A 12,029-nucleotide genomic window follows, 5' to 3' on the forward strand; every position below is an offset into this window, starting at 1 on the left:
AGTCCTCGTCCCGTCTCCCGTCGTGGTGCTCAGACGACAGTTTGCCATCCGGGGGCGCTCAAAACTCCCACCACGGATCGAGCGCCGCAGATTCGGCGTCCACCCGTTGCCCGGGCCGCGGCACCGCGATTTGCACACCGGCCGGGTCGGCCGCCGTCAGCAACCGCCGCACCGGCTCGGCCCACGGGTGCGGGGCCAACCGGAACGTCGCCCAGTGCACCGGCACCAGCAAGCCGGAATCGGTGACGTCCAGGTGGGCGCGCACCGCTTCCTCCGGATTCATGTGAATGTCCGGCCAACTCGGGTGATACGCCCCGACCGGAAGCAGGGTGAGGTCGAAAGGACCGTACTCCGAACCGATTTCGGCGAAACTCTTCGTGTAACCGGTATCACCGCCGAAGAACGCGCGGTGCCGCGGCCCGATGAAAGCCCACGAAGCCCACAGCGTGGTGTTGCGCTCGAACAACCGGCCCGAGAAGTGCCGGGCCGGCGTGCACACCAGGGTCAGCTCGCCGATCCGGTGGCTCTCGTTCCAGTCCAGCTCGACGATCCGCTCTTCGGGTATCCGCCACTTACGCAGATGCGCCCCGATCCCCAACGGCACCACGAACGGCGCTCGCTGAGTGCGGGCCAACCCCAGCACGGTCTCGATATCGAGGTGGTCGTAGTGATCGTGGCTGATCACCACGGCGTCAACGGCCGGCAGCGCCTCCAGCGGCAGCGGCGGCTCATGCAACCGCTGCGGGCCGACCACCCGCGAGGGCGAACAACGTCGGCTCCAGATCGGGTCGGTCAGCACCCGGTATCCGTCGATCTCGACCAGCGCGGCCGAATGCCCGTACCAGGACACCGCGCAGGCCGCGGCTTCCCCGTCGGCAGGCTCGGCCAGCGGGATCGGCCCAGGCGGCCTGCTGGCCGAGCGTGGACCGAACATCTCGGCGATCAGCATCCGCCACTCCTCGCGGCTCATGCTGATCCCGGGCGAGGCCGGTTCGATGTTGACGAACACCCCGTCGGCGTACTGCAGGGACCGCTGCGCTGCCGGGCGGATATCGCGGGGCAGGGCACCCACCGAGGCGTAGGTGCCGTTCAGCGCGCGGAACAACCACCCGCCGGCCAGCAGTGACGCCGACCTGGCCCCCAACCGCAGCGCAGCGCGCAGCACGTCAGGCCCCGATGAAGTTCGGCGGCCGCTTCTCGATCCGCGCCACCTGCGCCTCGATGACGTCCTTGGACGCCCACGCCTTGTCGAACAGCTCCTTGTGCGCCGGCCACGACTCCTCGTACGCACCGTCGTCGTTGAGGACACGCTTGGCGTGCTGAAGCGCCAGCGGCGCGAACCCGGCCAGCTCGGCCGCCCACTTCTGCGCGTCGGCCAGCGTGCCGATGCGGTTGGCCATCCCGGTCTGCAAGGCGGTCTCGGCCGTGAGCTTCTCGGCACCGAGCAGCATGCCGCGCGCCCGGCCGTAGCCGACCAGCGAGGTCAGCCGCCGAATGCTCCAGTTGTCCAAGGCCAGGCCGTACTTCGCCACCGGGAACTGGAAGTAGGCATCGGGGGCGACGACCCGCAGATCACAGATCATCGACAGGATCACGCCCGCCCCGATCGCCGGACCGTTGATCGCGCCGATCACCGGAACCGGGGCCTTGTCGATCGCCAGGTTCAGCGCCAGCGCCTTGTCAGGAAGCTTCTCGGCCATCCCCGCGGCGTCACTGAGGTCAGCACCCGAACTGAACACCGGACCGGCTCCGGTCAGCACGATGGCCCGGATGTCCTGCTCGGCGGCATGCTCGACCGCCTCCCGCAGGGAGTCGACAAGCTCGCAGTTCAGCGCGTTGCGCCGCTCCTCGCGTTGCAGTTCCAGGGTCAGGACACTGCCGTCTCTGGTCACACCAATCATGTGGCCAGCCTATATAGGCTCGGGGCGTGAGTCGGATCGGCGCCCGCGCGCTTCGTGATGCAGTGCTCGACGAAGGCTCGTTCCACAGCTGGGACGCCCCGCCCCTGGAGGTCGCCCGTTCCGAGGATTACCAGCGCGAACTGGCCGAGGCGAAGGCGTTGACGGGGCTCGACGAATCCGTGCTGACCGGCGAAGGGACCATCTTCGGCCGCCGCGTGGCCGTGGTGGCCTGCGAGTTCGACTTCCTGGCCGGGTCGATCGGGGTGGCCGCCGCCGAGCGGATCACCGCCGCAGTGACCAGAGCCACAGCCGAGGGGCTGCCGCTGCTGGCCTCACCGAGCTCCGGCGGCACGCGAATGCAGGAAGGCACCGTGGCGTTCCTGCAGATGGTCAAGATCGCCGCCGCCGTCGAACTGCACAAGAAGGCCCATCTGCCTTATCTGGTGTACCTGCGCCATCCGACCACCGGCGGTGTGTTCGCCTCCTGGGGTTCGCTCGGCCATGTCACCGCCGCCGAACCCGGCGCGCTGGTCGGCTTCCTCGGCCCGCGGGTGTACGAGCACCTGTACGGCGAACCGTTCCCCTCCGGTGTGCAGACCGCCGAGAACCTGCACGCCCACGGCGTCATCGACGGAGTGGTGCCGCTGGCGCTGCTGCGCGACACCCTGGACCGCACGCTGCGGGTGGTCGTGGACACTCCGGTTCCGCCGACCGCAGCCGCGGCGCCCGAACCGCTGCCCGACGTACCGGCCTGGGAATCGGTGCTGGCGTCGCGACGGCCCGACCGCCCCGGCGTGGGCTATCTGCTGCGGCACGGCGCCACCGACCGGGTGCTGCTCTCCGGGACCGAACGGGGCGAGGCCGCCACCATGCTGCTGGCCCTGGCCCGGTTCGGTGGGCAGCCCGCGGTGGTGCTCGGCCAGCGCCGCAGCGAGGGCGGACTGGTCGGCCCCGGCGCGCTGCGTGAGGCCCGGCGCGGCATGGCGTTGGCGGCCGGACTGCAACTGCCGCTGGTCCTGGTGATCGACACCCCGGGACCGGCCCTGTCGATCGAGGCCGAGCAGGGCGGGCTGGCCGGTGAGATCGCCCGCTGCCTGGCTGAACTGGTCACGCTGGACACGCCCACGGTGTCGGTGCTGATGGGCCAGGGCAGCGGCGGGCCCGCGCTGGCGATGGTGCCCGCCGACCGGGTGCTGGCCGCCGCGAACGGCTGGCTGGCCCCACTGCCACCCGAGGGAGCCAGCGCGATCGTGTATCGCGACACCGCACACGCCGCGGAACTGGCTGCGGCGCAAGGGGTTCGCTCGACAGACCTGCTGCGGACCGGCATCGTCGACGCGATCGTGCCCGAGCGTCCCGACGCCGCCGACGAACCACGCGCCTTCACCGAGCGATTGTCGGCCGCCATCGCCGGCGAGCTCGCGGCGTTGCGTGCGGTGCCCGGCGAGCAGCGACTACAGACGCGGTTGGAGCGTTACCGGCGCATCGGGCTGGGCTGAGATCCTCGTGCGTAACGCCACGGCGAAAATCAGGCGGATATTTCGCCGTGGCGTTACGCACGCGAACCTGTCGGTGGCGCTCGGCACACTTCGGCCGTGGGGGAACCATTCATCGGCAGCGAAGTGCTGGCAGCGGGCCGACTGACCCGCTACGAGTTGCGGAGCCGGTTCGTCGCGGTGCATCACGACGTGTACGTCGCGAAAGGCACCTTGCCGACCGCGGTTCTGCGGGCCAAGGCCTGCTGGTTGCGGTCCAGGCGTCGTGGCGTGCTGGCAGGTTTCTCGGCGTCCGCTCTTCACGGTGCACGATGGATCGATGCCAACCGGCCCGCATACATCATCGACAGCAATCGTCGGCCCGCACGCGGAATCGTCGCGTGGGCAGACGCGATCGACGACGACGAGATCTGCCTCATCGGCGGAATGCGGGTGACCACGCCAGTGCGTACCGCCGTCGATCTGGCATGCAAGTTTCCGGAGGACACCGCGGTAGCCGCAATCGACGCCTTGGCCAGAGCAGCGCGACTGAAGGCCGCTGATATCGCCCTGGCCGCCGAGCGCCACGTCGGACGTAGGGGTATCAGGCAGGCGCTGACCAGCATTGCACTAGTTGATCCGGGCTCGGAATCCCCGCGCGAAACCTGGTTGCGGCTGTTGGTCGTTCGCGCCGACTACCCTCCCCCACAGACTCAGTGCCCCATCTACAACGAATACGGCGCACTGATCGGTGAGGCCGATATGGCGTGGCCGGAGCTGAAGATCGCGCTGGAATACGAGGGGCGCCACCACACCGACCCTGACCAGTTCCGGAAGGACATCGCCCGGGTCGACGCGATGATCGATGCAGGCTGGATCGTGATCAGAGTTACCTCACGTGACGGCGAGGCCTCAGTTCTCGGCAAGCTCCGAAAAGCCTGGGCATCGCGTACGTAACGCCACGCGCCCGTCATACCTCGATCGGCGGGTGCAGCCTGTCCATGGTGTATTGCCGGTCTCTTCGCGCGGCCCACGAACTGGCCGCCAGCGAAACCACCAGCACACCGGCCAGCACCGCGATCGCGATCCACAACCGCGAATCGATCCCGCCGACGATCAACTGGCGAAGGCCGTTGACCGCGTAGGTCATCGGGTCCACCGGGTGCAGGATCTGGAACGGTTTGGCCGTGGTCTCCACCGGGTAGATGCCGCCGGCCGAGACCAGTTGCAGCATCAGAAAAGCCAGCGTGACCACCCGGCCCACCGACACCCCGAACAGCGCGTTGAACGCCTGGATCAGGGCCAGGAAGGTGCCCGCGACCAGCAGCAGGAACGCCACGGTGGCCATCGGGTACTTGGCCTGCAGCCCCACCCCGAAATGCACCACCACGTACATCACCACGACCTGGCAGACCACGATCAGCAGGGCGGGCCAATAGGAGGCCAGCACCACCCGCAGCGCGCCCAGCCCGTTGACCACCGGGCGGGACTGCAACGGCTTCAACAACATCCAGATGATGAGCGCGCCGATGAACAGCGCCAGCGGCAGGAAAAACGGCGCAAAACCGGTGCCGAAGGTGGCAGCCGGGTTGTGCGTCTCGATGTCCAGCGCCACCGGTGCGGCCAGGGTGCGCGCCACCTCGGTGCGCTGTTGCGGAGTCCAGGACGGGACCTGGGTGGAGCCTTCTTTGAGCGCGGTGGCCAGTTGCTGATTGCCGGCCTGCAGCTTTTCCGTTCCCGCGGCGAGTTCGCCCGCCCCGCTGGACAGTTGGCGCCCACCGTTGGCCAGTTGCACCAGGCCGCTGTTGAGCCGCTGGGCGCCGTCGTTGAGTTGGTGCGCACCGTCGCGCAATTTGACGACGTCGGAGCGCAACCCGCCGGTGACCGCCTTGGTGATGAACACCCGCAGCTTGCTGTTCGGATCGCCCAGCTCGCTCTCCAGTTGGGTGGCGTTGTCGCGCAACCGGATCAGACCCTCGTCCGTGGTGGGGTCCAGCCCGCGAGCCTGCAACAGCCGCTGCGCACCGGCCAGGAACTCCCCGGTGTCGCGCACCGTGGGATCGGGGCTGTTGCGCAGGATGCCGACCGCTTGATCGACGATCGCTGCGGCCTGGGCCTGATCGATGTTCAGCGCCGCAATCCGGTCGGTGGTCGAGCGCACCGCACCGGACAACCGCTGCGCGGCCATGCCAACCTCATTGGGGTCCAAGCCAAGTCCGCTGACCCGGTCGAGCACAGTCAGCAACGGATCGGTTGCCTTGTCGACCGCCGTCGACAACTGCCTGGTGCCCGCGGCCAACTGCGAAGACCCGTCCCGCGCGGTGACCAGACCTGCGGTCAGGGCGTCGGCGCCGGCGGACAACCGGTGCGCACCGTCATTGGCCGCCGCGCTGCCGGTGGCCAACTGCTGCGCACCGTCGGCCGCCTTGACCAGACCGGCCCCGGCGTCGGTCAATCCGGTCAGCACGGTGCCGACGGTGCGTTCGCCGATGTTGGCGTTGATCTGGTTGATCACCTCACGAGCGGCGTTCTGGCCGATGATCGAACCCAGGTAGTTGTTGGCGTCGTTGAACGTGAAGCGGACATTGGCCTGATGCGGCGAGCCACCGGACGGGGAGGTGATGCTGGTGCTGAAATCCTCGGGCAGCGTGATCGAGAAGTAGTACTTGCCGCTGGCCACCCCGTCGGCCGCCTCATGTGCCGAAACCCGGTGCAGCTGAAGTTGACCCGAATCCACCAGCGCATCGGAGACCTCGTCACCGGCCTTGATCTGCTGCCCCTCCGCGACTGTGCCACGGTCCTCGTTGACCAGCGCCACCGGAACCTTGTCCACCTCGCCGAACGGGTTCCAGAACGCCCACAGATACATCGCGCCGTACAGCAGCGGCAGCAGGATCACCGTCACGAGCGCGATCCGCGGCATCGTGCCGCGTGAGAAGCGTTTGAGGTCGGTGCCCAACGACATTCCGGCTAGCACGGCTACTCGCCACCTTTCTGCGAACCGGCCAGTTCGGCCACGGTCGTGTTCGGTACGGTCACCTGCGCCCGCATGGCCGAGGCCAGATGGCCGGGCACACCGTTGACGGTCGCGGTGATCACCGTCTGCTTCTCCCCCAGCGCGATCAGCCGGCCCAGCAGAATGTCCCGGTTGCGGTCGTCGGTGAGGTGGTCGAGGTTGCCGACCACCAGCAGCCGCGGGGTCGAGGTGTTGGCCAGCGCGATGCGCAGCAGGATCTGATCGAGCTCGGTGAGCCCGTCGAAATACGACGTCAGCGACGGCAACGGCAGCTCGCCGAACACCGGCGCACACATGGCCGCCAGGTCATCCTGGTCGGCCCGGCCCACCAGGGTGTACCAGGGTGCATCCCAGCGCCGCTGCTCGGTCACCAGGTCGCGGACCGTCACCGACTCCGACACCGTGTCGAGCTCATCGATCCCGGCCAGCGCCGCGGTGCGGAAGATGTCGGACGCCCGGGTGCGCCCGAACACGGTCAGCTGACCGCCCGCCGGCTTCATCCGTCCGGCCAGTGTCATCAGCAGCGCGGTGCGACCGGTGCCCGCCGGGGCGACCAGCACGGTGACGCCACCGTCGGCGATGTCGAGGTCGATGGGCCCGTACACCGGGCCCCACGGGCCACGCATCGTGATGCCGCGCGCAGTGAGGACCGGTGGCTTTTGCTCGTCCTCGCCGGTGTCAGGCTCGAGACTTTGCTCAGGCATAGGCACATCACAACACATCGGGCGGGTGCGCACAGGCAACCACAAACCCCGGACACCCGCCGATTCTCGGGTGAAGGCAGCGCAAACGCTGGGCGGCTTGCGGTGACGGCGATCACGATCAAGGCGTGATGTGCCATACCCGAACAGGCACAACCGATTTGGCGTCGCAGACCTGACAGGCAACCGTGTTGACAATTTCGCGGTGTAGGGTTTCTAATGAAAACCGCGCTTCGTTAGGTGAGGCTCCTACACGAACACAGGCCACTGATCCGACGACGTCGAGAGACGCCCAGGGTTAGGACAGGTCTTCCCGGCCTAAGGGATGACCCGAAGTGGCTTCCCACCTGCGGTGGGACACGTCGTGTAGTGCCAAAGCTCTGATGAGGAAGTGCTCGCGCCTCCCGGCGCGTCTGGCCATATGGCCGAACTTCCTCTTCAGCGCGTTCGCATCTGACGATTGCGTCAGGACCAGCGCCCTGTGCGCCCGACAGCGAGGAGGTGACGACGACATGACGTCAAGTGACAGTCCGTATCCCAGTCCGATTCGAAAACGTCTGTCCATAAGCACCTTTCCGCTGTCGATGACTGCCTAGACCCACCCCGCACACCCCGCGGTGGGCGGTTGCCGCACGCCATTCGACGCGGAGAGCTCCGATTCAACTGGAGATGATCCGATGCAGCGCAACACTTTTCTTCGTCATGCTCACGGCTTGATCACCGGCCCGATCGCGTGGATCCACACCCGCGCGTCGCTGACCCCGCAGGAGCGGCACAACCTGAGGATGAGCAACACCCCGGTGGCGGTCCTGACCGCATCGCTGGGCGGTGGCTCACATACCCCTCGTTGAGCGAGTAGCCCAAATCAATTCGATCCGAACCCCTTTCATTCCGCGCACCACCTCAAGTCCACCGAATCGGTCCTCCCCCAGGCGGTTCGGTGTGACTTGTGGTGCGCGCTCACCACCGACTGGAGCCCACAGATGAACGCCGCTGTCGAGCAAACCGCCCTGACGCCCACCAAGCACGACGACCGCCGTCTGCCGCTGCGTGCGGCCGAGGAAGCTCACAACGATGTGGACGTCACGCTGGCCAACGTGAGGGCCCACCTCGACGGCCTGACCATCGAAGACGCCGCCCAACGCCTCGCCTGCGACGGCCCGAATGAAGTCGCCCACGACAAGGCGCCGCCCGCGCTGCTCCAGTTCCTGGAGGCCTTCAAGAACCCGTTCATCGCGGTACTCGTGGCGCTGGCCGCCATCAGCTCCGTCACCGACATCTACCTTCCCCTCCGCGCCGGGCAGGACGCGGACTACACCGGCGTCTTGATCATCGTGATCATGGTCGGGCTCAGCGCCCTGCTGCGGTTCTGGCAGGAGTACCGCTCGGGCAAGGCGGCCGAGACACTCAAGGCGATGGTGCGGACAACCGCGACAGTGCGGCGCCGGGCCAGCCCACATGCCACACCCGAACTCATCGAGATCCCGATGGCGCAGATCGTCACCGGTGACATCGTCCAACTGTCGGCCGGCGACATGATTCCGGCCGACCTCCGCCTGATCGATTCTCGCGACCTGTTCGTCAGCCAGGCAGCGCTGACGGGCGAGGCCCTGCCGGTGGAGAAGTACGACACCTGCGGCGCCGACGACGAAGCCGACCCGCTCGACCTGCCCAGCATCTGCTTCATGGGCACCAACGTCGTCAGCGGCACGGCCACCGCGGTCGTCGTATCAACCGGCGTACACACCTATTTCGGCTCGCTGGCCAAGGCGGTCGTGGGCTCTCGTGCCGAAACGGCCTTCGACCGCGGCGTCAACAGCGTCAGCTGGCTGCTGATCAGGTTCATGTCGGTGATGGTGCCGATCGTGTTGTTCATCAACGGTTTCACCAAAGGCGACTGGCCCGAGGCGTTCCTGTTCGCACTCGCCGTCGCGGTCGGCCTCACCCCCGAGATGCTGCCGATGATCGTGTCGTCCAACCTGGCCAAAGGTGCCGTCGCATTGTCGCGTCGCAAGGTCGTGGTCAAGCGACTCAACGCGATCCAGAACTTCGGCGCGATGGACGTGCTGTGCACCGACAAGACCGGCACGCTCACCCAGGACCGGATCATCCTCGAGCATCACACAAACGTCCGGGGCGATCGGGACGACAACGTGCTGGCCCTGGCCTGGCTCAACAGCTTTCATCAGAGCGGCGTCAAGAATCTGATGGATCGCGCTGTCCTGCACTTCGCCGAAGGTATGCCCGAAGCGCTGCTCGCCGCGTCGTCGGCCTACCGCAAGGTTGATGAACTTCCGTTCGACTTCGAGCGCCGCCGGCTGTCCGTCGTCGTATCCGACGCCGACCGTGATCACCTACTGATCTGCAAGGGAGCGGTCGAGGAGATGCTCGCCGTGTCGACCCAGGTGTGGGACGGCGCAGCGGCCCGGGCCCTCACCGATGCCGACCGCGAGGCGCTTTCCGCAACAGCCCGCGACTACAACCGCGAGGGGTTCCGGGTGCTGCTGGTGGCCACCCGGGAGATCCCGCGCATCGAGTGCACCCACCGATACCGAGTCGAGGACGAGCGCGACCTCGTCATCCACGGCTTCCTGACCTTCCTCGATCCACCGAAGGAGACGGCCGCACCGGCCATCACTGCACTGGCCGAACACGGAGTCACCGTGAAGGTCCTCACCGGTGACAACGAGGTGGTCAGCGCCAAGATCTGCCACGACGTGGGTCTCGATCCCGGACAACCCGTTCTCGGCCCCGAGATCGATGCACTCGACGACGACGAACTGCGAGGCGTCGTCGACGAGACCACCGTGTTCGCGAAGCTCACGCCCCTGCAGAAGTCGCGCGTGCTGCGGGCACTGCAGGCCAACGGACACACCGTCGGATTCCTGGGCGACGGCATCAACGACGCACCGGCACTGCGTGACGCGGATGTGGGCATCTCGGTCGACACCGGCACCGACATCGCCAAGGAATCGGCCGACATCATCCTGCTCGAAAAGAGCCTGATGGTGCTCGAGGAGGGCGTGATCAAGGGCCGCGAGACGTTCGGCAACATCATCAAATACCTGAACATGACCGCCAGCTCGAACTTCGGCAACGTGTTCTCGGTATTGGTGGCCAGCGCCTTCATCCCGTTCCTGCCCATGCTGGCGATCCACCTGCTGATCCAGAACCTGCTGTACGACATCTCGCAGCTGGCGCTGCCGTGGGACCGCATGGACAAGGAGTTCCTACTCAAGCCGCGCAAGTGGGACGCCAGGAACATCGGCCGGTTCATGATCTGGATGGGACCGACGTCCTCCATCTTCGACATCACCACCTTCGCGGTGATGTGGTACGTGTTCGCGGCCAACTCTCCTGAGATGCAATCGCTGTTCCAGTCCGGCTGGTTCATCGAAAGCCTGCTGTCGCAGACACTGGTCGTGCACATGCTGCGCACCCAGAAGATTCCGTTCATCCAGAGCACCGCGGCGCTGCCGGTACTGCTGACGACCGGGGCGGTATGCGTGCTCGGGATCCTCATCCCGTTCTCGCCGCTGGGGGCCGCCGTCGGATTGCAGCCCCTGCCGTGGGGGTACTTCGGATGGCTCGTCGCGACGCTGGTGTCCTACTGCGTCGTCGCTCAGACCGTCAAGACCATCTACATCCGCAGGTTCGGTCAATGGTTCTGAGCGGCACTCGGTGGCATTGTGTCCACATGACCGTGTCAAGGACCTACCCGTCCGGTGTGCCCTGCTGGGTCGACACCGACCAGCAGGATGTGGCTGCCGCCCAACACTTTTACGGGCGGCTGTTCGGCTGGACGCTCGAGAACGTGCTGCCCGACGACGCCGAGGATTCCTACCTGATCGCCACGCTGGACGGTCATGACGTGGCCGCGATCGCGTCTGCGCAGTCCGGGGACGAGATCGCCTGGAACACCTATGTGGCGGTGGACGACGCCGAGACGACGGCCACCGCGGTGACGGCTGCCGCCGGAACCGTGACGAGCGGGCCGGTCGACGCCGGGCCGGGCGGGCGGCAGGCCGGTTGCGTCGATCCCCGCGGCGCGCACTTCAAACTGTGGCAGCCGCGGCGACGCCTCGGCGCCCAGCTGGTCAATGTGCCCGGCACCTGGAATTTCAGCAACCTGCAGACCAGCGATCCGCAGGCGGCCGCCACCTTCTACGGGCCGCTGTTCGGCTGGGAGTTCGACAACGCCGGGTTCGCGACGATGATCCGCCGCCCGGGTTACGCCGACCACCTCGCCGCGACCGTCGACCCCGACATCTTGGACCGCCACGCCGCCACCGGCACGCCGCCCGGGTTCTCCGACGCGGTGGGCTGGATCGGGCAGCTCGCCGACGAGCAACAGCCCGAGCACTGGCAGGTGGCGTTCGCCGTGGCGAACCGCGACGATTCCGCAGCGCTGGCCGAAAAGCTCGGCGCCGCAGTAATTTCCAGCGACGACGCCGAATGGACGAAATCCGCCCTGATCCAGGACCCGCAGGGCGCCCGGCTGGTGCTGAGCCAGTTCAGCCCGCCGGAAGGCCGGTCACCATGCGGTTGCGCGTGCGGTAGAACAGCACCGCAGCACCGATCACCACCTCCGCCAGCGCCAGGCACATCGTCAAGCTCATGAGCGTCGACTGTGCGGGCATCGTTGCGGCACCGGCCCCGTGATGGTGGCTCGGCATGGGCGTGTGCACGGCGATCATCGCCAGGTTCATCAGCGCGACCGTGCACCACACGCTCGGTGTGCCCCGCTGCCACAGATCACGCGCGCAGTACAGGCAGCCGATGATCATCGTGACCAGTAGTCCCCCGACGACAGCGTTGCCGGCGTGACCGAGCATCAGCACGTGCAGCAGTGCCGAACTCGCGGCGAGCAGCGCACACGCCCGCCGTCCGAGGACGGCGGACGTGTGAACAGCGGACATGGCCTAATCCTCGCAGC

10 protein-coding genes and 1 riboswitch are annotated in these 12,029 nt (G+C 67.2%); of the genes, 5 read left to right on the forward strand and 5 right to left on the reverse strand.

Translation table 11 applies throughout. From position 1 onward, the window contains the following. Positions 1 to 58 precede the first annotated feature (58 nt). Together BN2156_RS27860 and BN2156_RS27865 are read right to left on the reverse strand one after the other, a co-directional pair. Positions 59 to 1,165 carry an MBL fold metallo-hydrolase gene (locus BN2156_RS27860; protein WP_090518168.1) on the reverse strand — a complete coding sequence of 369 codons (1,107 nt, stop codon included), beginning with the start codon at positions 1,163 to 1,165 and terminating at the stop codon, positions 59 to 61. A gap of 1 nt (position 1,166) precedes the next feature. Further along, positions 1,167 to 1,901 carry an enoyl-CoA hydratase gene (locus BN2156_RS27865; protein WP_090518169.1) on the reverse strand — a complete coding sequence of 245 codons (735 nt, stop codon included), beginning with the start codon at positions 1,899 to 1,901 and terminating at the stop codon, positions 1,167 to 1,169. Positions 1,902 to 1,927: 26 nt separating this feature from the next. Here BN2156_RS27865 and BN2156_RS27870 point away from each other — a divergent pair, with 26 nt between their 5' ends. Next, entirely contained in the window at positions 1,928 to 3,400 is a 1,473-nt protein-coding gene (locus tag BN2156_RS27870) for an acetyl-coenzyme A carboxylase carboxyl transferase subunits beta/alpha (RefSeq protein WP_090518170.1), read from the forward strand. A gap of 96 nt (positions 3,401 to 3,496) precedes the next feature. Further along, positions 3,497 to 4,333 (forward strand): putative endonuclease domain-containing protein, encoded by an 837-nt coding sequence (locus BN2156_RS27875; protein WP_090518171.1) that lies wholly within the window; start codon positions 3,497 to 3,499, stop codon positions 4,331 to 4,333. A gap of 13 nt (positions 4,334 to 4,346) precedes the next feature. Here BN2156_RS27875 and BN2156_RS27880 read toward each other — a convergent pair whose 3' ends face one another. Together BN2156_RS27880 and BN2156_RS27885 are read right to left on the reverse strand one after the other, a co-directional pair. Further along, positions 4,347 to 6,341 carry a YhgE/Pip domain-containing protein gene (locus BN2156_RS27880; RefSeq protein WP_162491015.1) on the reverse strand — a complete coding sequence of 665 codons (1,995 nt, stop codon included), beginning with the start codon at positions 6,339 to 6,341 and terminating at the stop codon, positions 4,347 to 4,349. Between the two features lie 14 nt (positions 6,342 to 6,355). Continuing rightward, the gene (locus tag BN2156_RS27885; RefSeq protein ID WP_090518173.1) at positions 6,356 to 7,096 is read right to left on the reverse strand and encodes an ATP-binding cassette domain-containing protein; all 741 of its coding nucleotides are present in this window, start codon (positions 7,094 to 7,096) and stop codon (positions 6,356 to 6,358) included. A gap of 222 nt (positions 7,097 to 7,318) precedes the next feature. Continuing rightward, a riboswitch (M-box (ykoK) riboswitch) is annotated at positions 7,319 to 7,491 on the forward strand. A gap of 279 nt (positions 7,492 to 7,770) precedes the next feature. Between BN2156_RS27885 and BN2156_RS30945 the strand changes: the two genes are divergently transcribed. The 3 genes from BN2156_RS30945 to BN2156_RS27900 all read left to right on the forward strand — a co-directional run bounded on the left by BN2156_RS30945 (position 7,771) and on the right by BN2156_RS27900 (position 11,714). Further along, positions 7,771 to 7,944, forward strand: a complete 174-nt coding sequence (locus BN2156_RS30945) for a hypothetical protein (protein ID WP_090518174.1) — start codon at positions 7,771 to 7,773, stop codon at positions 7,942 to 7,944. A gap of 132 nt (positions 7,945 to 8,076) precedes the next feature. Next, positions 8,077 to 10,764 carry a magnesium-translocating P-type ATPase gene (gene mgtA / locus BN2156_RS27895; RefSeq protein ID WP_090518175.1) on the forward strand — a complete coding sequence of 896 codons (2,688 nt, stop codon included), beginning with the start codon at positions 8,077 to 8,079 and terminating at the stop codon, positions 10,762 to 10,764. Between the two features lie 26 nt (positions 10,765 to 10,790). Next, positions 10,791 to 11,714 (forward strand): VOC family protein, encoded by a 924-nt coding sequence (locus tag BN2156_RS27900; protein ID WP_159402871.1) that lies wholly within the window; start codon positions 10,791 to 10,793, stop codon positions 11,712 to 11,714. On the opposite strand, the gene BN2156_RS27905 is transcribed toward BN2156_RS27900, so the two are convergent. Continuing rightward, positions 11,608 to 12,012, reverse strand: coding sequence for a hypothetical protein (locus tag BN2156_RS27905; protein WP_090518176.1), 405 nt, complete (start codon positions 12,010 to 12,012; stop codon positions 11,608 to 11,610). The two genes, BN2156_RS27900 and BN2156_RS27905, sit on opposite strands and share 107 nt — an antisense overlap. Between the last annotated feature and the right edge of the window lie 17 nt (positions 12,013 to 12,029).

This window comes from Mycolicibacterium neworleansense (genome assembly GCF_001245615.1).
Taxonomy (GTDB): domain Bacteria; phylum Actinomycetota; class Actinomycetes; order Mycobacteriales; family Mycobacteriaceae; genus Mycobacterium; species Mycobacterium neworleansense.